Source organism: Thauera sp. WH-2 (assembly GCF_048321015.1).
Lineage (GTDB): Bacteria > Pseudomonadota > Gammaproteobacteria > Burkholderiales > Rhodocyclaceae > Thauera.
Genome location: NZ_JBLWFG010000008.1, coordinates 17094 through 41168, shown reverse-complemented (window position 1 = coordinate 41168; position 24075 = coordinate 17094). Strand labels below are relative to the sequence as shown.

19 protein-coding genes are annotated in these 24075 nt (G+C 65.2%); 11 read left to right on the top strand and 8 right to left on the bottom strand.

Features of this window, described 5'->3' with window-relative positions; translation table 11 throughout:
- Positions 1–24: 24 nt before the first annotated feature.
- From ACNKW1_RS13055 to ACNKW1_RS13040, 4 genes are read right to left on the bottom strand one after another with little or no spacing between them, the layout of a single operon-like run.
- Positions 25–597 (bottom strand): pilus assembly PilX family protein, encoded by a 573-nt coding sequence (locus tag ACNKW1_RS13055; RefSeq protein ID WP_418365030.1) that lies wholly within the window; start codon positions 595–597, stop codon positions 25–27.
- The gene (locus ACNKW1_RS13050; RefSeq protein WP_418365029.1) at positions 594–1667 is read right to left on the bottom strand and encodes a PilW family protein; all 1074 of its coding nucleotides are present in this window, start codon (positions 1665–1667) and stop codon (positions 594–596) included. The genes ACNKW1_RS13055 and ACNKW1_RS13050 overlap by 4 nt, the downstream gene beginning before the upstream one ends.
- Positions 1668–1669: 2 nt before the next feature.
- Positions 1670–2035, bottom strand: coding sequence for a type IV pilus modification protein PilV (pilV, locus tag ACNKW1_RS13045; RefSeq protein WP_418365028.1), 366 nt, complete (start codon positions 2033–2035; stop codon positions 1670–1672).
- A 35-nt stretch (positions 2036–2070) separates the two neighbouring features.
- A complete protein-coding gene (locus tag ACNKW1_RS13040) occupies positions 2071–2595 on the bottom strand; it encodes a GspH/FimT family pseudopilin (protein WP_418365027.1) in 525 nt (174 codons plus the stop codon).
- Between the two features lie 185 nt (positions 2596–2780).
- Between ACNKW1_RS13040 and ACNKW1_RS13035 the strand changes: the two genes are divergently transcribed.
- The 4 genes from ACNKW1_RS13035 to yjjJ all read left to right on the top strand — a co-directional run bounded on the left by ACNKW1_RS13035 (position 2781) and on the right by yjjJ (position 7265).
- Positions 2781–3404, top strand: coding sequence for a CoA pyrophosphatase (locus ACNKW1_RS13035; RefSeq protein ID WP_418365026.1), 624 nt, complete (start codon positions 2781–2783; stop codon positions 3402–3404).
- A gap of 187 nt (positions 3405–3591) precedes the next feature.
- Positions 3592–4506 carry a CobD/CbiB family protein gene (locus ACNKW1_RS13030; RefSeq protein WP_418365025.1) on the top strand — a complete coding sequence of 305 codons (915 nt, stop codon included), beginning with the start codon at positions 3592–3594 and terminating at the stop codon, positions 4504–4506.
- A gap of 29 nt (positions 4507–4535) precedes the next feature.
- Positions 4536–5717 (top strand): acetyl-CoA C-acyltransferase family protein, encoded by a 1182-nt coding sequence (locus ACNKW1_RS13025; RefSeq protein WP_418365024.1) that lies wholly within the window; start codon positions 4536–4538, stop codon positions 5715–5717.
- Positions 5718–5891: 174 nt separating this feature from the next.
- A complete protein-coding gene (yjjJ, locus tag ACNKW1_RS13020) occupies positions 5892–7265 on the top strand; it encodes a type II toxin-antitoxin system HipA family toxin YjjJ (protein ID WP_418365023.1) in 1374 nt (457 codons plus the stop codon).
- A gap of 31 nt (positions 7266–7296) precedes the next feature.
- Here the strand turns inward: yjjJ and msrB are convergent, their stop codons facing one another.
- The 3 genes from msrB to ACNKW1_RS13005 form a co-directional block, all read right to left on the bottom strand.
- Positions 7297–7698: a peptide-methionine (R)-S-oxide reductase MsrB gene (gene msrB / locus ACNKW1_RS13015; RefSeq protein ID WP_418365022.1), complete on the bottom strand. Its 402-nt coding sequence runs from the start codon at positions 7696–7698 to the stop codon at positions 7297–7299.
- A gap of 11 nt (positions 7699–7709) precedes the next feature.
- Entirely contained in the window at positions 7710–8879 is a 1170-nt protein-coding gene (locus tag ACNKW1_RS13010; protein ID WP_418365021.1) for a DUF2863 family protein, read from the bottom strand.
- A gap of 66 nt (positions 8880–8945) precedes the next feature.
- Positions 8946–9779 carry a pyruvate, water dikinase regulatory protein gene (locus tag ACNKW1_RS13005; protein WP_418365020.1) on the bottom strand — a complete coding sequence of 278 codons (834 nt, stop codon included), beginning with the start codon at positions 9777–9779 and terminating at the stop codon, positions 8946–8948.
- A 135-nt stretch (positions 9780–9914) separates the two neighbouring features.
- Between ACNKW1_RS13005 and ppsA the strand changes: the two genes are divergently transcribed.
- Positions 9915–12281 (top strand): phosphoenolpyruvate synthase, encoded by a 2367-nt coding sequence (ppsA, locus tag ACNKW1_RS13000; protein ID WP_418365019.1) that lies wholly within the window; start codon positions 9915–9917, stop codon positions 12279–12281.
- Positions 12282–12444: 163 nt separating this feature from the next.
- Here the strand turns inward: ppsA and ACNKW1_RS12995 are convergent, their stop codons facing one another.
- Entirely contained in the window at positions 12445–13977 is a 1533-nt protein-coding gene (locus tag ACNKW1_RS12995) for a fumarate hydratase (RefSeq protein ID WP_418365018.1), read from the bottom strand.
- A gap of 288 nt (positions 13978–14265) precedes the next feature.
- On the opposite strand from ACNKW1_RS12995, the gene acs reads away from it, so the two are divergent.
- The 6 genes from acs to ACNKW1_RS12965 all read left to right on the top strand — a co-directional run bounded on the left by acs (position 14266) and on the right by ACNKW1_RS12965 (position 24058).
- Positions 14266–16227, top strand: a complete 1962-nt coding sequence (gene acs, locus ACNKW1_RS12990) for an acetate--CoA ligase (RefSeq protein ID WP_418365017.1) — start codon at positions 14266–14268, stop codon at positions 16225–16227.
- A gap of 199 nt (positions 16228–16426) precedes the next feature.
- Positions 16427–16624: a hypothetical protein gene (locus tag ACNKW1_RS12985; RefSeq protein WP_418365115.1), complete on the top strand. Its 198-nt coding sequence runs from the start codon at positions 16427–16429 to the stop codon at positions 16622–16624.
- Positions 16625–16637: 13 nt separating this feature from the next.
- Positions 16638–19379, top strand: a complete 2742-nt coding sequence (locus ACNKW1_RS12980) for an ATP-binding protein (protein ID WP_418365016.1) — start codon at positions 16638–16640, stop codon at positions 19377–19379.
- Positions 19380–19410: 31 nt separating this feature from the next.
- Positions 19411–19779, top strand: a complete 369-nt coding sequence (locus tag ACNKW1_RS12975) for a response regulator transcription factor (RefSeq protein ID WP_418365015.1) — start codon at positions 19411–19413, stop codon at positions 19777–19779.
- A gap of 3 nt (positions 19780–19782) precedes the next feature.
- Positions 19783–21975 carry a PolC-type DNA polymerase III gene (locus tag ACNKW1_RS12970; protein ID WP_418365014.1) on the top strand — a complete coding sequence of 731 codons (2193 nt, stop codon included), beginning with the start codon at positions 19783–19785 and terminating at the stop codon, positions 21973–21975.
- Between the two features lie 37 nt (positions 21976–22012).
- Positions 22013–24058: a sodium:solute symporter family protein gene (locus ACNKW1_RS12965; protein WP_418365013.1), complete on the top strand. Its 2046-nt coding sequence runs from the start codon at positions 22013–22015 to the stop codon at positions 24056–24058.
- Positions 24059–24075: the final 17 nt, after the last annotated feature.

Sequence of the window (24075 nt, the reverse complement as noted above, 5' to 3'; positions counted from 1 at the left end):
GCGAATGCTCGTCTGAACCTGGGCTCAGTTGATCCGGCGCCGGACCAGCGCCTGGAGGGTGACCGATGTCTCCGGCGCGGCGCCGAGTGCGTTCGTGGTGATGCGGTAGTTCTGGATTCCTCGCTGCATTGCAACGGCCGTGCCTTCGATGTCGTCGGACATGAACTGCCATTCCTCGATGACGACCCGGGGCTGTCCGGCAAGGCCGGCGATTACGGCGCCATTCTGCAGCGGATAGGCTTGACCGACCGTTGTCCAGTTCGCGGTCGTCCATTCCATGTAGTCATCTTGCCCTGCCGCCGTCTGGGGCTCCTTGACGATCCAGACGCCGGTGCTACCGTCGTCGGTTGCGTCCGGCTTGGTCCCCCCCGCAAACTGCGCAGCGAGCCAGCCCTGCGCGTCGCGCAAGGCGGCTTCAGCGGCTTCGAAGGCCAGGCTGCGGTCGCGCATGGCCGTCGCCATTCTGGTCTGCATGGTGGTGCCCTGCAGGGCAGTAAGCCCGATGATGGTGATGACGAGCATGAGGATCAGGCTCACGATCAGGGCGGAGCCCTGTTCGGCGCGGATTCGGCCGGGGCAGAGATGTCTGGCTCTCATGGCGCGCGGTTTCGCAGTGTGATGGTTTGGGAGAACGTCCGGTAGATGCGGCGGTCACCTGCCACGACGTTTGCCGGGGCCAGGGCGGCGTCCGCCAGCCAGGCGTAGGTTTGCGGTGCCGGGATCAGGTTCGACGCCGGGTCGCTTGCCATCAGCAGATTGATCTGCGCGGCGACGACCCGGCTCCAGTTCGCCACGGCGCCGGCATTCACGAATGCGTCGGCACTCAGGTCGCCGGTCTGGTCGACCCCGTACAGGATCTGCATGTTTTCGACGTTCTCGGCCAGAACCGGGTTGTTGGGCCCATTGCCCGTGTCGATCACGAGTGCGCGGCGGCCGTTGCGGATGGAGATGTAGAATCCGCGCGTGACCAGGCTGCTTACCGTGGCGCTGTCGTCATACGCAATCTCCCGATTGGCAGTATTCAGATTCATCGCGTGGTTGATTGTCAGTTGATTGGCGTTCGGGTTGTTCAGGTTGCCTCGGAAAATGACGGCGCTCGTGCAATCCGAAATGATGAAAACTTGGCCGTCTTCAAACCCACAAGCGTTGGCAGAAGCTGGCAGCATGATATTGGCATTGGTAGGAGCAAGATTTCCTGTCAATGAGGCGCCGCAATCACCAGGTCTCCCGATTCTTAGACCATCCGTCCCGCCGACCACTGCATCCCCGACTGCTCCCATCACCGGGTAATTGCCGCCGTCGAATCCGCGGATTTCCTCACCAAGCGCCAAGCCGCCGAGCAGAGGTGGGTTGGCGACGACATTGACAGTGGCTGTGCGTCGGACGCCTGCAGCGAGATCGGCCAGTTCGTTTTCTGGAATGCGAAGGCAACTCGTTCCCCCTGCGCCCCGAACGTCACGTCCGATGTAGTCCAGTGCCGTGCGGGCGTTTTCCTGCAGCCGGCCGACGTTGTCATTGATGCGGAAAGTGTGCTGGTTGGAGGTGAAGACCTGGACTACCCCGATCAGCAGGACGGTGCCGAGGGTCAGTGCGATCATCAATTCCACGAGGGTGACGCCGCGCGCCCATTTGGATGTGGGGGCGCTCGTGAGGAAGGTCTTGTTCATGGTCATTGCGCCACCATCATGGTGGTGACGGCCACCCGCTCGTTCGCGGCGCCGCCCGCCACTGCGCTATCGTCCCAGGATACGGTCACGGTGAGCATGAAGTTATTGACAGCCACTGTGGCGAGTCCGGAGGGGAAGGTGGCCGACAGGTCGTAGTTGCGGCCGTTGTAGGTTTGCCAGTTCGGGAGGTCGGCACGAATCTCGTCGAGGATGTCGTATGCCTGTGAAACTGCCTGGGTACGGATGTAAGCGCTCTGGTTGGCCCGCAGGCTGCTCACTTGCAACCCCGCCATGCCGAGCAGTCCGACCGACAGCACGACGATCGCCACCAGGACCTCGATGAGGGTGACGCCCCGTTGCGGAGTCATGCCCTTTGCAGTTGGGAGAAGGGTGGCAAGCCGTTTCATGGACACGCTCCCGTGGTGGTCTGCACCGTCGCTCGGCCGGCAATGTTGAACGAGAAGGTGCGGACGTTGTCGGTGTTGATCGCTGCCGAGCATAGCCGGATCGTGTTGGCGGCCATGGCGACGTCGAGCCGGCCTGCCGAGCCGAAATCAATCCGGCCGTTCCATGCGGCTGCGGTGCGAATGGCTACGGGGTTGTCGATCTCGCCGCGGCGGCGGGTGGCGTTGGTGGCGACACCGGTCGGGTCGGTGGTGACGATCCACCGGTCCCAGTTGCCGTTGGCCACGCAGACATCGGAACTCGCCGCGGCGACGCGGCAGACGGAAACGATGCCATTCGTCCGTACCGCCTCGGAGCGTGCATACATCAGCGATGCCAACAGATCATTGGATGCGGAGGCGAGCCGGCTGCGGGCGATGAGCTGTGTGAAGGATGGTACGGCCACTGCCATGAGAATGGCCATGATGGCGACCGTTATCATCATTTCGACCAAGGTGAAGCCCCTGTGTTGCCTCTTGTTCATTGGCTTGGTGTCCGAATTCTGTGCTTATAGTCTGCCGCGTCGCACTTGCGGGGACTACCTGGTGCTGACGAGCGGAGCGCTTTTGCGGATGGGCGTCACCGTCTGTACTACGGCTACGGGTGAGATAATGCGCACGCCCGGCGCAGCATTCTGTTTCACCCCAGCAGGGTTCATATCAGCACGAAATGAGGAAGCCAGCCGTGTCGTATTACCCGTCCGTCGGCGATATCGCGACGCTGCGAGAACGCCTCGCCGCCGCGCCTGCGCGTGCGCCCTCCGGAGACTGGGCCGAGCTTGCCGACAATCGCGCGCCCACGCCGGCTGCGGTGCTGGTGCCCGTGGTGGTGCGCGCCGAGGCGCCCGCGCTGCTCTTCACCAAGCGCACCGACCACCTGCACCACCACCCGGGCCAGATCAGCTTTCCAGGGGGGCGGGTGGAGGCGGGTGATGCGTCGCCGGTGGAGACTGCGCTGCGTGAGACGGAGGAGGAGATCGGCCTGCATCGCCGCCATGTGGAGCTACTCGGTGCCTTGCCCGATTATCTGACCGGAACGGGGTTTCGCGTGACGCCGGTGGTGGGGGTGGTGCGGCCGCCGTTCGAGCTCACGCTGGATGCCTTCGAGGTGGCGGAGGCGTTCGAGGTGCCGCTGGCGCACTTTCTCGACCCGGCCAACCACGAGGCACACAGCATCGTGCACGAGGGGCGGCTGCGCACCTTCCATGCCATGCCGTACCAGGGGTATTTCATCTGGGGCGCGACGGCGGGGATCATCATGTCGCTGTACCGCTTGCTGGGACAGCGCAGCTGATCTGTACGGCGTCGATGTCACATGCAGGCGCGGGCGCGGATGCCACAGCTGTTGCGTGCATACGTCGCCTGCGCAGCATGTCCGATAGGGTGCTGCGGTACTATTCTGGAGTCGTTCCAGTCTTTCGGTCTTTCAGTCTTTCAGTTTTATTCCACGTTTCGCTCCTGATGCCTTCCTGGGCTGCCGCATGACCCTTCTTTCCTTGTTTGTTGCGCTCGTGCTGCAGCAATTCTGGCCGGCAGGTGCCGGGTCGCTGGCGGGCAGGCTCGGCCGGGGCTTCGTCGCCTGGTTCGAGCGCCGCGTGCAGGCGAGCACCGGGGCGGGTGGGCGGACGGCCTGGTTGCTGGTCGTGCCCGCGACTGCGCTGGCGAGCGCCGTTCTGTACGGCATGCTGTGGTCGCTGCATCCGCTGCTGGCCTTCCTGTTCAACGTGGCGGTGCTGTTCGCCGGCATGGGGTTTGCGCGCGACAGTCGGTTCTTCAACGAAGTGCACGTGGCGCTGCGCATGGGGGATCTCGATGGCGCGCGTGCCCTGTTGTCGGACTGGCGTGGCGTGCGCCATGACGCCGCGACCACCGGAGAGGTTGCGCGGCTGTCGATCGAGCAGGCGCTGGTTGCAGCGCACCGTTCGGTGTTCGGGGTGATCTTCTGGTTCGTGCTGCTGCCCGGGCCGAGCGGGGTGGTGCTCTATCGCCTGGCGGCGCTGCTGGCGGTTGGGCGCGCGGTGCAGTCCGGTGCTTGCGACGGATTTGCGCAGCGCGTTTTTCTCGCCCTCGACTGGTTGCCGGCACGGCTGACGGCGCTGGTGTTTTCGGTGGTGGGGAACTTCGAGGATGCGGTGTATTGCTGGCGGTCGCAGGCGGTGCTGTGGCCGGAGAGGTCGTCGGCTATACTGATTGCAAGCGGTGGTGGCGCGCTGGGTGTCCGCCTGGGCGGGCCGATTCACGAAGCGGGTGCGCTTGTCGAACGGCCCGAGATGGGGCTGGGCAGCGAGGCGGGCGTCGACCACATGCAAGGTACGGTGGGTCTGCTCTGGCGGGCTCTGCTGGTGTGTCTGTTCCTGCTGGCGCTGCTCGCGGTTGCGGGCGCGGCGGGCGGGTGACACGTTTCATCTCAACAAGGGAGTGGGTTATGGCAAATCGTGAAGTCGTTGTTCTGAGTGCTGTTCGTTCCGCGGTGGGTGGCTTTGGTGGCTCGCTGAAAGACATGGAGCCGTCCGACCTCGGTGCGGTGGTGATCAAGGAGGCGATCGCACGCGGCGGTGTCGATCCGAAGGAAGTTTCGTTCGCTTCCGTGGGTCATGTGATTCCGACCGACTCCCGCTACGCCTACGTGTCTCGTGTTGCTACCATCAACGCCGGCATGGCAATGGATTCCGTGGCCTTCCAGGTCAGCCGCCTGTGCGGTTCGGCGCAACAGGCCATCGTCAGCTCGGCCCAGGCCATCATGCTGGGCGATGCCGACTACGCGATCGGCGGCGGCGTCGAGGTGATGTCGCGTGGCGCCTATCTGCTGCCCGCACTGCGCAGCGGCGCGCGCATGGGTGACACCAAGGCCATCGACTCGATGGTTGCGGTGCTGACCGACCCCTTCGGCGTCGGCCACATGGGCATTACCGCGGAGAACCTGTGCACCAAGCATGGCATCACCCGCGAAGAGCAGGACGCCTTTGCGCTCGAGTCGCAGAAACGCGCTGCGGCGGCGATCGCCGAGGGCCGCTTCAAGAGCCAGATCGTCCCGATCACCTTCGAGACCCGCAAGGGCACCGTGGTGTTCGACACCGACGAACATCCGCGCATGACCACCCTGGAAGCACTGGCGAAGATGAAGCCCGCTTTCAAGAAGGACGGTTCCGTCACGGCGGGTAACGCCTCGGGCATCAATGACGCTGCCGCTTTCCTGCTGCTGGCGGATGCGGCCAAGGCTTCGGCCGCCGGCCACAAGCCGATCGCCCGCCTGGTGTCGTACGCGATCGCCGGCGTGCCCAACGAGGTGATGGGCGAAGGCCCGATCCCCGCGACCCAGCTCGCGCTCAAGCGCGCTGGCCTGACGCTGGACCAGATCGACGTGATCGAGTCCAACGAGGCCTTTGCGGCGCAGTCGATCACGGTGAACCGCGGCCTCGGCCTCGACACCGCCAAGGTCAACCCCAACGGCGGCGCGATCTCGCTCGGCCACCCGGTGGGCGCGACGGGCTCGGTGATCATCACCAAGCTGCTGCACGAGCTGATCCGCGTGAATGGCCGCTACGGCGTGGCCACCATGTGCATCGGCGGCGGCCAGGGCATCACCACGGTGTGGGAACGCGTGTAAGCGCTGTCTTTGCCCTCTGATAAAAGAAACCCGCGCGGCCGTGAGGCTGGCGCGGGTTTTTTCATCCGGGTAATTTGTGGACAAAACTCTAGACGTAATGAAGCAACATGCTAGCCTAACAATATGATTACTAGAGATTAATTTTTATTTTAACGATGCAGTTAGCTCGACATTATGCGCCCCAGGAATCTTGAAGTACGCCAGCGGCTGATTGCCCTCCTGCGGCGAGGGCCTGCGCGTGCGGCCGATCTGGCGCGGCAACTGGACGTGTCGGCGCGAACGGTGCTGCGCCTGTTTGAAGAGTTGGGCACGGATGTATGCCGTGGTGGGGCGGCGGGTAGAACGCGGTACGCTGCGTGCCGCCCGTTGCGTGGTTCGTCGGCGCCGGTTCCGGTGTTTCATGTCGGTGCCGACGGTCGATTGCAGGAGGGTGGGGTTCTGCGCCTGCTCCAGCCAGAGGGGGCCTGGTGCGCGCTGGACAGGCTCGGATTTCCGGTCGATGGCGAGGCACGAGACGGGTGGTGGCCGGGTTTGCCTTATCCGTTGTACGACATGCAGCCGCAGGGATACCTCGGGCGCCAGTTCGCCCGCCAACTTCACCTGGATCTCGAGGTGTCCGATGATCCCCGCGGCTGGGGCGATGACGAAATCGCCTGGATCCTGAGCCGCCGCGGCGTTGACCTTCCCGGTCACCTGATTTTCGGCGAGCAGGCAGCGCGGCTGTGGCAGGCCGAGGCGCTGGCGCCTACGCCGGTCCTCACCGAGTCGACGCTGCTCGCGGCTTATCACGATTCGGCGGAGCGCAGCGTGTCAGTCGGTATCGCGGGGAGCAGCGCGGCGGGTGAGTTTCCGAAGTTCCTGTCACTACGCGAGCTACCGGGTCAGCGCACACCGCATGTGCTGGTGAAGTTTTCCGGTGCGGGGGAGAGCAGCCAGCGCTGGGCCGATTTGCTGGTCTGCGAGCACCTTGCATTGGGCGCGGCGCAGGGACTGACGGGTATCGAGGTTGCGCGAACTCGCATCCTCGCCAGCAAGGGTCGAACCTTCCTCGAGTCGGAGCGCTTCGACCGGCTGGGTCGCTTCGGTCGGCTGCCGGTCGTAAGCCTGCAAGCGGTCAGCGCGCATCTTCTTGGCTTGGGCGCGCGTGACTGGCGGGAACATGCCAGTGCGCTGGTCGAGGCAGGGTTCTTGTCCCCGGTGGATGCAGCAAGCATCGGCCGGCTGTGGTGGTTCGGGCGCCTGATCGCCAATGGCGACATGCACCTTGGCAACTGCGCCTTCCGCGTGGCCAATGGCCGGCTCACGCTCGCGCCAGCCTACGACATGGTGCCAATGGACTACGCTCCGCTGCCCGGCGGCGAACTACCTACGAAGGTATGGCAACCGCCCTTGCCGCTCCCCGGAGAGCGCGCCATCTGGCTGGAGGCCTGCAGACAGGCGCTGGTCTTCTGGCGCGCGGCCGCTGGTGATCGCCGGATCTCCGACCCCCTGCGCGAGGTGTTCCGCGATAACGCAAACCGGCTCGAGAATGCAGCGGGCCGCGTGTGAGCGCGCTCAGCCCGCATCCCTGAGCCTTCCTTCAGCCTGCGTCCTTTTCCAGCTTGATCGACGCCGAGTTGATGCAGTAGCGCAGGCCGGTGGGTTGGGGGCCGTCTTCGAAGACGTGGCCGAGGTGGGCGCCGCATGCGTGGCACAGGACTTCGGTGCGGATCATGAAGTGGCTGCGGTCTACGGCAGTTTCGACATTGTCGGGCTCGGCGGCGGTCCAGAAGCTGGGCCAGCCGCAGCCCGCGTCGAACTTGTGCTCGGAGCGGAAGAGCGGGGCGCCGCAGCACACACAGTGGTAGGCGCCCTTGTCCCAGACGTTCCAGTATTCGCCGGTGAAGGCGCGCTCGGTGCCTTTCTCGCGTGTGACGTGGTATTGCGCGTCGGTGAGTTGGGTGCGCCACTCGGCTTCGGGTTTGACGATCTTGCGGGACATGGGCGACTTCCTCAGTGCAGGTGACGCGGGATCTGCTCGGTCTGCTCGGCCGGCATCTCGGCGTGGGCGGCTTCGCCCTCGGGCGAGGGGTAGAGCGGAACGCCACAGTCGTCGCAGTATTCGAGCGGGAAGTGGTGGTCGAGTGCGAGGATCTCACTGACCCCCGATTCACGCAGCACGGCTTCGATCTCGCCGATGCAGTCGGAGGTTTCGTCCTCGGCGCCGAGCAGCGGCCACACCACGCCGTGCACGACCTGGTCCTGATCGCGGACGGTGAAGCCGATCCGGTATTCCTCCAGCGCGCGGTCCCAGTACGGGGCGACCACGGCGCGCAGGTTTGCGGCCGGGGTTTCGAGCGTGGTGGCGAGGTAGGCAACCGAGGCGCGCACCGAGTAGGGGCGGCTCTCCTTGTCGGCGGCGCGGCTGGCGGCAAAGTAGGACTCGGGCAGCACCAGATCCACGACGCAGCCCGGCAGCAGCGGCGTCAGGCAGGCGCCACCCTGGGTGCGCCAGTGCTCGAGTGCGCCATCGCGCGAGCCGTCTTCTTCCTGCCAGCGGAAGATCGGGGCGTCGCGCGGGACGGCGACCGCAGCGAGCAGGTAGCGCGTGTCGGAGAGGAACTGGGCGGTTTCCGGCATGCCTTCGGTCTCGATGTGCAGATCGAGGCCCTCGAGGGCGGCAGCGCAGATCACCTTGGCGAATTCGGCGGTGGCGCAGTAGCCCTGCGGCAACTGGTCGGGGCTGAACAGGAAGTCGGCCACCGACAGCCGCGCGTCCTTCGCGAGCACGTGCGCCTGCAGGTGCACGCGGAGGTTGGCGAGCACGGCGGGCGAAATGCTGGTGGCGCCGATGCGGTAGCGCGACCAGGCGAGCACCGGCGCGGCGATGAGCACCACGTCGTGCTCGGGCAGGGCGCCCGCGGCGCATTCGGCGCGCGATTCGATGCTGTCTGCGAGCTCGTCATAGGCACGCGGCTCGGTGCTGTAGAGGTGGTCGAGCGCGGTGTTGAGCACTTCCTCGTCGTTGTCCGCAAGCATTTCATCGATCAGGCCCGCAAGCTGGCGCTCCCAGTAGCGGTCTTCGATGCGGCTGCCGGACTGGGCGAGGCCGGTGGCTAGGCGGACGAGTCGTTCGGCGCTGCGGCCGAGGCCGCCTCGGCGCTTGATGCGCGTTCTTTTCATGTCTTGTCCTGTGTTGGGCGTTGTTTTGGTCCGTTCGATTTTCGTGCTTGCCCGCCCTTGGGCAGGTCAGAAGCCGGGGCGTTCCACGCGCACGGTCTGGAGGATGGTGGCAGAGATCTCTTCGATGGACTTGGTGGTGGATTCGAGCCAGCGGATGTTCTCGCGGCGCATGAGCTTCTGAGCCGCGTCGATCTCGTAGCGGCAGTTGTCCAGCGAGGCGTAGCGGCTGTTGGGGCGACGCTCCTGGCGGATCTGAGAGAGGCGCTCCGGCGCGATGGTAAGGCCGAAGAGCTTGGCGCGGTACTTGTGCAGTTCGCCCGGGAGCTTGTTGCGCTCGAAATCCTCGGGGATCAGCGGATAGTTGGCGGCCTTCACGCCGAACTGCATGGCGAGGTAGAGGCTGGTGGGGGTCTTGCCCGAGCGCGACACGCCTACCAGGATCACGTCCGCTTCGGCCAGTTCTCCGTCGCTGGAGATGCCGTCGTCGTGGGCCATGGCGAAGTTGATCGCCTCGATGCGGTGCTTGTAGTTGAGACTGTCGGCAATGCCGTGGAACCGGCCGACGGCGTGCGTGGAGCGCTGCCCGAGCTCGGATTCGAGTGGTCCGATGAAGCTGTCGAAGAGATCCAGGAAGAGCGCGTCCGCTTTGTGCAGCGCAGCAACGGTGTCCTCATGCACCAGGGTACTGAACACGATCGGGCGCACACCGTCTTCCCGGGCGACCTCTCGGATGTGGTTGGCGCAGTCGATCGCCTTGTCGATGTCGTCGACGAAGGGGGCGCGTATCTGGCGGAATCTCGCCTCGGGAAACTGCGCCAGCAGGCTGTGGCCCAGGGTTTCTGCGGTGATGCCGGTGCCGTCGGAAACGAAGAAGACGCTGCGGCTTGGAATGTCGGTCATGTGTTGGGCCTTGTGGCTCCTGCATCAGCGGCTTCTATACATACATACAAGCCCGGATGCGGCAGAGCACAAAAAAAACGTTAAACTTCGCGCTCGGTTATTTTGCTTTCTCTCCAACATTTGCGGAAGCCACCCATGACACGCTATGTGATCCCCTTCAACGAACTGCGCATGACCGATGTCGAGAAGGTCGGCGGCAAGAACGCCTCGCTCGGCGAGATGATCAGCCAGCTTCCTTCGAGCGTGCGTGTCCCGGGCGGCTTTGCGACCACGGCCGAGGCCTATCGCGAGTTCCTGGCCCACGACGGCCTTGCCGACCGCATCAATGCCGCGCTCGACGCACTGGACGTCGAAGACGTCGAAGCCCTGGCGAAGACCGGCGCGCAGATCCGCCAGTGGATCATCGACATTCCGTTCCCGGCCGAGCTCGAAGCCGAGATCAAGACGGCTTACGAGGCGATCACTGCCGAGGGCGAGGGCAGCTTCGCGGTGCGCTCGTCGGCGACCGCCGAGGACCTGCCGGATGCGTCCTTCGCCGGCCAGCAGGAAACCTTCCTCAACATCCACGGCTACGAGAACATCCTGCATGCGATGAAGGAAGTGTTCGCGTCGCTGTACAACGACCGTGCGATTGCCTACCGCGTGCACAAGAACTTCGCCCACGCTGACGTGGCGCTGTCGGCAGGCGTGCAGCGCATGGTGCGTTCCGACTCGGGCGCTTCGGGTGTGATGTTCTCGATCGACACCGAATCCGGCTTCGATCAGGTGGTGTTCATCACCGCCTCCTACGGCCTGGGCGAGACGGTGGTGCAGGGCGCGGTGAACCCGGACGAGTTCTACGTGCACAAGCCCACGCTGGCGCTGGACAAGCCCGCCATCGTGCGCCGCAACCTGGGTTCCAAGCTGATCAAGATGGTATTCACCGACAAGGCCGTCGCTGGCAAGTCCGTGCGCACCGTGGATGTTCCCGAGGCGGATCGCAACCGCTTCTCGCTGACCGACGAGGACGTGCTGGAGCTGGCCCGCTACGCGGTGATCATCGAGAAGCACTACGGCCGCCCGATGGACATCGAGTGGGGCAAGGACGGTGTCGACGGCAAGCTCTACATCCTGCAGGCCCGCCCCGAAACGGTGAAGAGCCAGGATACGGGCCTGGTGATGGAGAAGTACCGCCTCAAGCAATACGGCAAGGCGCTCACCCATGGCCGTGCCATCGGGCAGAAGATCGGCGCCGGTGTGGTGCGCATCGTCGGCGATGCCTCGGAGATGAACCGCGTGCAGGCGGGCGACATCCTCGTCACCGACATGACCGACCCCAACTGGGAGCCGGTGATGAAGCGTGCGAGCGCCATCGTCACCAACCGCGGCGGCCGCACCTGCCACGCGGCGATCATCGCGCGCGAGCTGGGCATCCCCGCCATCGTGGGCTGCGGCAACGCGACCGAGGTGCTCAATGAAGGCGAGTCGGTCACCGTGTCCTGCGCCGAAGGCGATACCGGCTACGTGTATCGCGGCAAGCTCGAGTTCGAGGTCATCACCACCGACATGGGCAACCTGCCCGAGATTCCGGTGAAGATCATGATGAACGTGGGCAACCCCGAGCTTGCCTTCGAGTTCGCGCAGATCCCCAATGGCGGCGTCGGCCTGGCGCGCCTGGAGTTCGTCATCAACAACATGATCGGCATCCACCCCAAGGCCATCCTCGACCTTGGCCAGGTGCCGGCCAGCCTGCGTGACGAGATCAATCGCCGTTCGCGCGGCTACGCCACGCCCAAGCAGTTCTTCATCGAGAAGCTGGTCGAGGGTGTGGCCACGATCGCCTCGGCCTTCTATCCGAAGCCCGTGATCGTGCGCATGTCCGACTTCAAGTCGAACGAGTACCGCAAGCTGCTCGGCGGCGACATCTACGAGCCGGAGGAAGAGAACCCGATGCTGGGCTTCCGCGGCGCCTCGCGCTACATCGCGCACAGCTTCCGTGACTGCTTCGAGATGGAAGTGGCGGCGATGAAGAAGGTGCGCAACGAGCTGGGGCTGACCAACGTGCAGATCATGATCCCGTTCGTGCGTAACCTCGAAGAGGCCGCCGGCGTGGTGGATCTGCTCGCGGAGCACGGCCTCAAGCGCGGCGAGAAGGATCTCAAGCTGATCATGATGTGCGAGATTCCGTCCAACGCCATCCTGGCCGAGCAGTTCCTGCAGTACTTCGACGGCTTCTCGATCGGCTCGAACGACCTGACCCAGCTCACGCTGGGCCTGGACCGCGACTCCGGTCTGGTGGCGCACGCCTTCGACGAGCGCGATCCGGCGGTCAAGCAACTGCTGTCGATGTCCATCCAGGCGGCCAACAAGCTCGGCAAGTACGTGGGCATCTGCGGCCAGGGTCCGTCCGACCATGCGGATTTTGCCGAGTGGCTGATGGACGAGGGGATTCAGACCATTTCACTGAACCCGGATACGGTGGTCGATACCTGGCTGAAGCTGGCTGCGCATCGCGCGCAGTAAGGCGGCGGCCGGTGAGCCGGTGCTGAAGTGAAGAACGGGGAGGGGCGTGAAGCCTGCTCCCCGTTTGTTTTGTCTGCCCATGAAAAAGCCCGGCCGGGGTTCGCTTCCCTTGGCCGGGCTGTGTGTGGTGCTGCGCTGCGGGTGGCGGCGCAGGCTGCGTTGCTCAGGCGACGGTGACCGGAATCTTGCCGATCTTCGCCTGCCATTCCTTCGGGCCGGTGTTGTGTACGCTGGTGCCGTTGGCGTCGACCGCGACCGTCACCGGCATGTCCTGCACGGTGAACTCGTAGATCGCTTCCATGCCCAGGTCCTCGAAGCCGACCACCTTGGCTTCCTTGATCGCCTTCGACACCAGGTAGGCTGCACCGCCCACCGCCATCAGGTAGGCCGACCGGTTGTCCTTGATTGCCTCGATGGCGATCGGGCCACGCTCGGACTTGCCGATCATCGAGATGAGGCCGGTCTTCTCCAGCATCATGCGGGTGAACTTGTCCATGCGGGTGGCGGTGGTGGGACCGGCCGGGCCGACGACCTCATCACGCACCGGGTCGACCGGGCCGACGTAGTAGATGACGCGGTTGGTGAAGTCGACCGGCAGCTTCTCGCCCTTCTCCAGCATGTCGGCGATGCGCTTGTGCGCGGCGTCGCGACCGGTGAGCATCTTGCCGTTGAGCAGCAGGATCTGGCCCGGCTTCCAGGAGGCGACCTCTTCCTTGGTGAGAGTGTCCAGATTGACGCGGGTGGCGACGTTGGTGTCGGCCTTCCAGGTGACCTGCGGCCAGTCCTCGAGCCTGGGCGTGGGCAGATGCGCCGGGCCCGAGCCGTCGAGGTGGAAGTGCACGTGGCGGGTGGCGGCACAGTTGGGGATCATCGCGACCGGCAGGCTGGCGGCGTGGGTCGGGTAGTCCATGATCTTGACGTCGAGCACGGTGGTGAGGCCACCCAGGCCCTGGGCGCCGATACCGAGCGCGTTGACCTTGTCCATCAGTTCGAGGCGCAGCGCCTCCACGCGGCTGAGCTGGGCGCCCGAGGCAGCCTTCTCGCGCAGCTCGTGGATGTTCACCGGGTCCATCAGCGATTCCTTGGCCAGCAGCATCGCCTTCTCGGGCGTGCCGCCGATGCCGATGCCGAGGATACCCGGCGGACACCAGCCGGCGCCCATGGTCGGAACGGTCTTGAGCACCCAGTCGACGATGGAGTCGGACGGGTTGAGCATGACCATCTTGGTCTTGTTTTCCGAACCGCCGCCCTTGGCCGCACAGATGACCTCGACGTCATCGCCCTCGACGATCTCGTAATGGACCACCGCCGGGGTGTTGTCCTTGCTGTTCTGGCGCTTGCCGGCCGGGTCGAGCAGCACCGAGGCGCGCAGCTTGTTGTCAGGGTTGTTGTAGGCGCGGCGAACGCCTTCGTTGATCATGTCCTGGACACTCATCTTCGCGTCCCACTGCACGTTCATGCCGACCTTGAGGAAGACGACCGCGATGCCGGTATCCTGGCAGATCGGGCGGTGGCCTTCGGCGGCCATGCGCGAGTTGGTCAGGATCTGCGCGATGGCGTCCTTGGCCGCGGGACTTTCCTCTCGCTCATAGGCCTCGCCGAGCGCCTGGATGTAGTCGAGCGGGTGGTAGTAGCTGATGTACTGGAAGGCATCCGCGATCGACTGGATGAGGTCTTCCTGGCGAATGATCGTCATGACGCTTGGTCTCCGGAATGACATGGGGGCAGAATGACGTGCACGGGCCGGCCGGCCCGGACAGGCGTCGGATTCTACCACCGGGGGCGTTCAACCGCCGCTGGCCGGGCTGTGTAAGTCCTGTGTAAGATAGACATCACTAAAATGCCGGCGATTCGAAGGCATCGAAGCGCCCGAGCGGGAGGCCCCCGAGGGGCTTTCGGTCAGGCGATCAAACAGGCTGGAACCAACCAGCCCGCCCGTAACCGGGTCAGCTTCAACCATTTGAACAGTTGAGGAGAGGTGAGTATGTCCAACGAGCAAGTCCGCATTTACAACCCGTCGGAAGAGATGGTCAAGAACGCAGCGGTGTCCGGCATGGACGGTTATCGTGCGCTGTGCAAGGAAGCCGAGGACGACTACGAGGGTTTCTGGGGCCGCCGTGCCAAGGAACTGCTGGACTGGAAGGAACCCTTCACTCAGGTCCTCGACCAGTCGAACCCTCCGTTCTTCAAGTGGTTCGCCGACGGCAAGCTGAACGTTTCCTACAACTGCCTCGACCGCAACGTCAATAATGGCCTGGGCGACAAGGTCGCGCTGATTTTCGAAGCCGACAGCGGCGAAGTCACCAAGGTCACCTACAAGGATCTGCTCGCCCGCGTCAGCAAGTTCGCCAACGCCCTGCGCGGCATGGGCGTCAAGAAGGGTGACCGCGTCATCATCTACCTGCCGATGTCGATTGAAGGTGTGGTCGCGATGCAGGCCTGCGCCCGCATCGGCGCGACCCACTCCATCGTCTTCGGCGGCTTCTCGGCCCAAGCCCTGCGCGACCGTATCGAGGACGCCGCGGCCGTGGCCGTGATCACCTCCGACGGCCAGTTCCGCGGCGGCAAGGCGCTGCCGCTCAAGCCGATCGCCGATGAGGCGCTGTCGCTGGGCGGTTGCGACTCGGTCAAGAACGTCATCGTGGTCAAGCGCACGGGCGCAGACATCAACATGGTCGCCGGCCGCGACAGCTGGTACCACGAGGCAGTTGCCAGCCAGTCCGAGACCTGCGAGCCGGAGTGGGTCGAAGCCGAGCACCCGCTGTTCATTCTCTACACCTCGGGCTCCACCGGGAAGCCGAAGGGCGTGCAGCACTCCTCGGGCGGCTATCTGCTTCAGGCCATGCTGTCGATGAAATACACCTTCGACATCAAGCCCGATGACATCTATTGGTGCACCGCCGACATCGGCTGGGTTACGGGCCACACCTACATCACCTATGGCCCGCTTGCCTGCGGTGCGACCGAGATCGTGTTCGAGGGCGTGCCTACCTACCCGGACGCCGGCCGCTTCTGGAAGATGATCCAGGATCACAAGGTCAGCATCTTCTACACCGCGCCGACCGCGATCCGTTCGCTGATCAAGGCTGCCGACAACAACCCGTCCGTGCATCCGAAGCAGTACAACCTGTCTTCGCTGCGCATCCTGGGTTCGGTGGGCGAGCCCATCAACCCGGCCGCCTGGGAGTGGTACTACGAGAACGTCGGCGGCGGCCGCTGCCCGATTGTCGATACCTTCTGGCAGACCGAGACCGGCGCACACATGATCACGCCGATGCCGGGCGCCACGCCGATGGTTCCGGGCTCCTGCACGCTGCCCTTCCCGGGCATCATGGCTGCAGTGGTCGATGAAACCGGCACCGAAGTATCGTGGGGCCAGGGCGGCATCCTGGTGGTCACCAAGCCGTGGCCGGCGATGATCCGCAACGTCTGGGGCGACCCCGACCGCTTCAAGAAGACCTACTACCCTGAGGACTTCAAGGGCAAGCTCTATCTTGCGGGCGACGGTGCCATCCGCGACGCCGAGACCGGCTACTTCACCATCACCGGCCGTATCGACGATGTGCTGAACGTCTCCGGTCACCGCATGGGCACGATGGAGATCGAGTCTGCGCTGGTGGCGCACGAGAAGGTGGCCGAAGCTGCCGTGGTCGGCCGTCCGGACGATGTGACCGGTGAAGCGATCGTGGCTTTCGTGGTGCTGAAGGGCGCACGTCCGACCGGCGAAGATGCCGCCAAGGTGGTCAAGGAGCTGCAGGCTTGGGTCGGTCACGAGATCGGCCCGATCGCCAAGCCCAAGGACATCCGCTTCGGCGAGAACCTGCCCAAGACGCGCTCGGGCAAGATCATGCGCCGCCTGCTGCGTCAGCTGGCCAAGGGCGAGGACGTCACGCAGGACACCTCGACGCTCGAGAACCCGCATATCCTCGAGCAGCTCAAGGGCTGACGACCGCGGGGGCCGCTCTTCCAGGGTGGCCCCGACCTGAACGACAGGAGGAGATCCGGCGCACAAGCCGGACATCGGGGGAGACCGGCCGCGCATGACGCGCGGTGCCTGATCGTGCGATGCGCCGACCCTGCCGCAAAGAGCGGGGCGGCGCCTCGTCATTTTTCGACGCCGAATCGGACATCATGGGAGACTCATGATGCGCAAGGGACTCGCCGGCCAGCGCCTGATGGCGGTGTTCATCGCCGGCCTGCTGCTACTCAATTACCCGATTCTTTCGCTGTTCGATCGTCCGCTGAGCGTGTTTGGCCTGCCCTTGCTCCATCTCTACCTGTTCGGGGTGTGGCTGGGCCTGATCGTCGCTGCGGCGTGGATCGTCGAGCGCGGAGCGCGCTGATGCGGAGCATGCGATGCTGCCCGGCTGGCTGATCGTCGCGGCGTCCTTCGCCTACCTGCTGCTGCTGTTTGCCGTGGCGTATTTCGGCGACCGCAGGGCGGATCAGGGGCGCTCGGTCATCGACAACCCGTGGGTGTTCAGTCTTTCGCTCGCCGTCTATTGCACGGCGTGGACCTACTTCGGCAGTGTCGGTCGTGCGGCTTCGGGCGGGTTGTGGTTCCTGCCGACCTATCTCGGGCCGACCTTGGGCCTGGCACTGGCCTGGCTGGTGCTGCTGAAGATGATCCGCATCGCCCGCAGCCAGCGCATCACCTCAATCGCCGACTTCGTGGCCTCGCGCTACGGCAAGAGCCATCTGCTGGGCGGACTGGTGACGCTGATCGCGGTCGTCGGCATCGTGCCGTATATCGCGCTGCAGCTGAAGGCCATCTCCAGTGGCTATGCACTGCTGGTCGGCGAGCACGACAACCTGTTTCGCGTCGCAGCTTCCGGTGGCTGGTGGCAGGACGGGACGCTCTACATCGCACTGACGCTGGCGGCATTCACGGTGCTGTTCGGCACCCGCCACCTCGACACCACCGAGCGCCACGAGGGCATGGTGGCCGCGATCGCCTTCGAGTCGGTGGTCAAGCTGCTGGCCTTCCTCGCGGTCGGGATCTACGTGACCTACTGGCTCTACGACGGTTTCGGCGACCTCTACGCGCGCGCGGTGGCGATGCCCGAACTGCACAACCTGCTGGTCTTCGATGGCGGGGGCAAGCTGGGCTACGGCGGCTGGTTCGCCCACGTGCTGCTGGCGATGCTGTCGATCATCTTCCTGCCGCGCCAGTTCCAGATCGCGGTGGTGGAAAACGTGAACGAGCAGCACCTGCGCCGCGCCACCTGGGTCTTTCCCGCCTACCTGCTCGCGATCAACCTGTTCGTGGTGCCGATCGCCATCGGCGGTCTGCTCCATTTCGGCCAGGGCACGGTCGACCCCGATACCTTCGTGCTGACGCTGCCGATGGCGCACGACAACGTGGCGCTGGCGCTGTTCGTATTCATCGGCGGCCTGTCGGCAGCGACCGGCATGGTGATCGTGGAGGCGATCGCGCTGTCGACCATGGTGTGCAACGACCTGGTCATGCCCATGCTGCTGCGCAGTAAGCGCCTCGACCTGGCGCGCGAGCGCGACCTGACCGGACTGCTGCTTGGCATCCGGCGCGGGGCGATCGTGGTCCTGCTGCTGCTGGGCTATCTCTACTTCCGGCTTGCGGGCGAGGCCTACGCGCTGGTGAGCATCGGCCTGATCAGCTTTGCGGCGGTGGCGCAGTTCGCTCCGGCGGTGCTCGGCGGGATGTACTGGCGCGGCGGCACGCGCGAGGGGGCGCTCGCCGGGTTGCTCGCGGGCTTCGTGGTGTGGGTCTACACCTTGCTGCTGCCCTCGTTCGCGAAGTCGGGCTGGCTCGACCCGGGCTTCCTCACCCATGGACCGTATGGGCTCGGCTGGCTCAAACCGGAGCAACTGTTCGGCCTGGCAGGCTGGGACAACATCAGTCATGCGCTGTTCTGGAGTCTGCTCGCCAACATCGGTGCCTATCTGCTGGTTTCGCTCGCGCGCGTGCCTACGGGGGCCGAGGCCACGCAGGGCGCGCTTTTCGTCGATGCGTTCCGGCGCGCAGATGGGCGTCCCGCAAGCTTCTGGCGCTCGGGTGCGGAGGTCCGTGACCTGCTGCCGCTGGTGGCACGGTTTCTGGGCCAGCGCCGCACCGAGGAGGCTTTCGGTGCCTACGCCCGCAGCCACGGCCTGGATGACCTGTCGCGGCTCAAGGCCGACCCGGAGCTTGTGCACTTCGCCGAGTCCTTGCTGGCAGGGGCGATCGGGGGGGCGTCGGCGCGCGTGATGGTGTCCACCGTCGTGCAGGAGGAGCCGCTCGGTCTGGGCGAGGTGATGGACATCCTCGACGAGGCCTCGCAGGTGCGCGCCTACTCGCACCAGCTCGAGGAGAAGTCCCGCGCACTGGAGGCGGCCACAGCCGAACTGCGCGCCGCCAATGAGCAGCTGAAGGAGCTCGACCGGCTGAAGGACGATTTCATGTCCTCGGTGACGCACGAGCTGCGCACGCCACTTACCTCGATCCGCGCGCTTTCCGAGATGCTGCTCGACGATGCGGAGATCGCGCTTGAGGATCGGCAGCGCTTTCTCGGCATCATCGTGTCGGAAACCGTGCGCCTGTCGCGTCTGGTCAATCAGGTGCTGGACATGGCGAAGATCGAGTCGGGACATGCCGAATGGCACAACACCGATATTGATCCGTGCGAGCTGGTGCGGCATTCGGTGGATGCGACCCTGCAGCTCTTCCGCGACCGCGGCGCGGTGGTGGAACTGCATCTCCCGGCTTCGGCGCCCACGCTGCGCGCCGATCACGACCGCCTGCTGCAGGTGATGCTGAACCTGCTTTCGAACGCCGCGAAGTTCGTTCCTGCAGGTAGCGGCCGGGTGGATGTCACGCTCGCATGCGACGATGCGCACATGCGCGTGGATGTGAAGGACAACGGACCGGGCATCGACCCTGCAACCCAGGCGGTGGTGTTCCAGAAGTTCCGCCAGGGTGGGGACGAGCACTCGCGGCCGCAGGGCACCGGGCTGGGGCTGCCGATCAGCCGGCAGATCATCGAGCACTTTGGCGGCCGTCTGTGGCTGCAGTCCGCGCCCGGAGAAGGCGCGACCTTCTCGTTCGAGCTGCCACTGACTTCGGCGGCGAGCGAGGGATGACATAGAATAGGCGCGGGGAGGAGAGAGATCGATGAACAAGAAGATCCTGATTGCCGACGACGAACAGAACATTGTCATCTCGCTGGAGTTCCTGATGAAGCGGGAGGGCTTCGACGTGGTCGTGGCCAACGACGGTGAGGAAGCCGTGCAGCGCATCCGGGCCGAGCGCCCGGACCTGGTGCTGCTCGACGTGATGATGCCGAAGAAGACCGGATTCGAGGTCTGTCAGGAGGTCAAGGCGGACCCCGCGCTTGCAGCGGTGCGCGTCCTGATGCTCACCGCCAAGGGGCGGGATACGGAGGTTGCCAAGGGGCTTGCGCTCGGTGCCGACGCGTACATGACCAAGCCCTTTTCCACGCGTGAACTGGTGGACAAGGTGCGCAGCATGCTGGAGCAATGAACCATGTCCGCCCGTGTGCGCTTCATTCTCGCGGTCATGGTGCTGTTCATGCTCATGACCGGGCCTTTCCTGCTTACGGCCCTGATCGTCTGGCTGGAGACGAGCGGTGAGGGGCGAACGCTGCTGATCGATGTGCTCACGCCGCACCTGACCCTGGGCACCGTGCTCACCGCGGTCGGTTTCGCGGCGGGGGTGGGCGTGGTGCAGAGTCTGTTCCGCCAGTACGTCCAGGGGCTGTTGCGCATGGCCGAGCACCTGCGGCTCATGGTGGGCGCCAATCGCGGTTTCCGCGTGCAGCCCGAAGGACCGCCCGAGGTGCAGGCGCTGGCCGCGGCTGCGAACGAGCTCGCGAGTCAGCGCGACGCGCTGATGTCCGATGTCGAGGCGCAGATCATGCGCGCCAAGGAGTCGGTGGAGCTCGAGAAGAACAGGCTCGCGGCGCTGATGTCGGAACTTACGCAGAGCGTGGTGGTGTGTAACCTCGACGGCCGTGTGCTGCTCTACAACAACCGGGCGCGCACCCAGTTCCGCGCGCTCTCCGATGCCCCCGGCGTCGCGGGTGGCGGCGAGTTGATCGGCCTGGGACGCTCGATCTACGGCGTGCTCGAGCGCAACCTGATTGCCCACGCGCTCGACTCCATCCAGCAGCGCCTTCGCCGCGGCGTTGCACAGCCGCAGGCCAATTTCGTCACCACCACGCGGGCGGGGCAGTTGCTGCGCGTGCAGATGTCTCCGGTGCTGTCTGTGGCTGGGGCCGCCCAGGAGGAAGAGGCCGCGGCGGCGCAGCCTGAGCGCGCCCTGACCGGCTTCATCCTGATGCTCGACAACATCACGCGCGATTTCGAGTCCGAATCCCGCCGCGACCAGATGCTGCATGGCCTGACCGAGGGCAACCGCGCGGCGCTCGCCAATGTGCGCGCAGCGGCCGACATGCTCGAGTACGACGACCTGCCCGAAGAGATGCGGGTGCGCTTCCGCAAGGTGGTGCGCGACGAGGTTGCGGCGATGAGTCAGCGTCTCGACCAGGCTGCGGCCGAGTTCGCCGACTCGGTCAAGGCGCGCTGGGAGCTCGAGGATATGCTCGGTGCGGACCTCATCGCCGCCGCCCAGCAACGCGTGGAGAAACGCATCGGCTTGCCCACCAAGATCGAGGAGGTGGATGAGTCACTCTGGGTCCGGGTGGACAGTTTCGCGCTGCTGCAGGCCATCACCTATCTCGCGAACCGGCTCTCCGACGAGTTCGAGGTGCGCGAGGTGCGTTTCCGTCTCACGCCTGCCGGCCGCCTCGCCCATCTCGACCTGATCTGGTCCGGGCAGGCGATGAGCACCGAGACAGTGATGAGCTGGGAACTCGAGCCCATGCAGATCGAGGGCGAGAACAGCCCGCTCAGCGTGCGCGATGTCATCGACCGCCATGGCGGCGAGATGTGGCTGGAGCGCGAGAAGGTACGCCATCGCGCGTTCTTCCGCATCCTGCTGCCGACCGCGACGCCGCAGGAGCAGGTCGAGGCCGACACCTACCTGCGCGGTGAAAGCCGGCCGGAATACTACGACTTCGATCTCTTCGCGTGGTCCGAGCGCTCGCATGGGCTGGAAGACCGGCTGCTGTCGGAGCTGACCTATACGGTGTTCGACACCGAAACCACCGGCCTGAACCCGTCCGGTGGCGACGAGATCATCCAGATCGGCGCAACGCGCGTGCTCAACGGCAAGCTGCTGCGCAGTGAATCCTTCGAGCAGCTCGTCGACCCCGAGCGACCGCTGGCGCCGGAGTCCGCGAAGATCCATGGCATCACCTCCGACATGCTGCGCGGGCAGCCGACCATCGACAAGGTGTTGCCGGCCTTCCACGCCTTTGCCGCCGATACGGTGCTGATCGCGCACAACGCTGCCTTCGACATGCGCTTCCTGCAGCTCAAGGAGGCACAGACCGGCTTGCGATTCGACCAGCCGGTGATCGACACGCTGCTGCTTTCGGCGGTGGTGCATCCGAACCAGGCGTCCCACCGTCTCGAAGCCATCGCGGAGCGCCTCGGGCTGACCATCGTGGGGCGGCACACCGCGCTGGGCGATGCGATCGTCACCGCAGAGGTGTTCCTGAAGCTGATCCCGCTGTTGGCCGAGATGGGTATTCGTACCTTGCGCGATGCGCGCGAGGCGGCGGAGAAGTCCTACTACGCACGGATCAAGTACTGATGCGGGCTGCGGGCGTGAGGCGCGTGGGGCGGCGGTCTTGAAGCGCAACGTCGGTTTCACGCGCCGGCTGCGCAAGTATTACGGGCTGTACACGCTCACCTTCGCGTTTTTCGTCGTTGCACTCGCGATCGGTGAGTCGCTGGGGCTTTCTGAGCGCGTGATCGGGCATGTTTTCCTGTTCGTGACCATCGCCATCTACGCCACGATTGGCGTGATGAGCCGCACCTCGGACGTGTCCGAGTACTACGTGGCCGGGCGGCGGGTGCCGGCGGTGTTCAACGGCATGGCGACCGCAGCCGACTGGATGAGCGCCGCATCCTTCATCGGTCTCGCCGGCACCTTGTACTTCAGCGGCTTCGAAGGGCTGGCCTTCGTCACCGGATGGACGGGCGGCTTCGTGCTGGTGGCGCTGCTGCTCGCACCCTATCTGCGCAAGTTCGGGCAATACACGATCCCGGACTTTCTTGGCGCGCGCTACCAAGGCAACGTCGCGCGCCTGGTGGGGCTCGCCGCCGCGGTGCTGGCGAGCTTCGTCTACCTCGTGGCGCAGATCTACGGCGTGGGGCTGGTGACCAGCCGCTTCGTCAGCGTGGAGTTCGAGATCGGACTCTTCATCGGCCTGGCGGGCATCCTGGTGTGTTCCTTCCTCGGCGGCATGCGGGCGGTCACCTGGACCCAGGTGGCGCAATACGTGATCCTGATCATCGCCTATCTGGTGCCGGTGGTGATCCTGTCCTACAAGCTCACCGGCATTCCGATTCCACAGGCGGTGTACGGCACCGTGCTGCAGCAGATCAGCGAGCGGGAGGAGGTGCTGTTTGCCTCGCCCACGGAGCGCGAGGTGCGCGACATGTACGCGGCGCAGGCGAACAACCACGCGGCGAAGATCGCGGCCCTTCCTGATTCACTCGAGGTCGAACGCCAGGCACTGATCGATCAGGTCAATTCGATGCGCATCAACCATGCGCCTGCGCGGGACATCGCGCTGACCGAGCGGGCGCTGCGCGATCTGCCCGCCACCCCGGCGCAGGCCCGCGAGCAATGGGAGCTCAAGCGCCTGGAGGCGCTCGAGCGTTCGAAGCCCCCGCCACGGCATGCCGAGGCCCATCCGGGCAGCACGCCCGCGCTGTCCGCGGTCGCACGCAACAACTTCCTCGCGCTGATGTTCGTGCTCATGGTCGGCACTGCGGCGCTGCCGCACATCCTGATGCGCTACTACACCACGCCAGGTGTCATGGAGGCGCGGCGCTCGGTCGCGTGGTCGCTGTTCTTCATCTTCCTGCTCTACGTGACCGCACCGGCCTACGCGGTGTTTGCGAAGTGGGAGGTGTATCACAACCTGGTGGGCTCGAGCATTGCGATCCTCCCCGACTGGGTCGCCTCCTGGGGCAGGGTCGGGTTGGTGACGCTCGACGACCTCAATGGCGACGGGGTGCTGCAGCTTGCGGAGCTGCGCTTGAACACCGATGTCATCGTGCTCGCAACGCCGGAGATCGCCGGTCTCCCCTACGTCGTATCGGGCCTTGTGGCGGCCGGGGGGCTGGCCGCTGCGCTGTCGACCGCCGATGGGCTGTTGCTGACGATCTCGAACGCGCTGTCGCACGACCTGTACTACAAGGTGATCAACCCGCAGGCCTCGACGCACCGCCGTCTGGTGATCTCGAAGTCGCAGTTGCTGGTGGTTGCGGTGGTGGCGGCGTGGGTGGCCTCGCTGCGCCCGGACAACATCCTGTTCATGGTCGGGCTGGCCTTTTCGATCGGCGCTTCGGGGTTCTTTCCCGCGCTGGTGCTGGGGATCTTCTGGAAGCGGGCCAACCGGCCCGGGGCGGTGACGGGCATGATCGTCGGGCTGGCGGTCGCGCTGTTCTACGTGGTGCGCACGCACCCCTTCTTCGGCGGCTCCATGGCGAACGCATGGTTCGACATCAACCCGATCTCGGCCGGGGCCTTCGGCGTACCCTTGGGCTTCCTGACGATCTTCGTCGTCAGTCTGCTGACCAAGCCGCCGCCGCAGGAGATCCAGGATCTGGTGGACTATGTGCGCTACCCCGACCTGCCGGGGCAGGACCGACCGCAAGGCTGATCCGGCCCTTGAAGCGT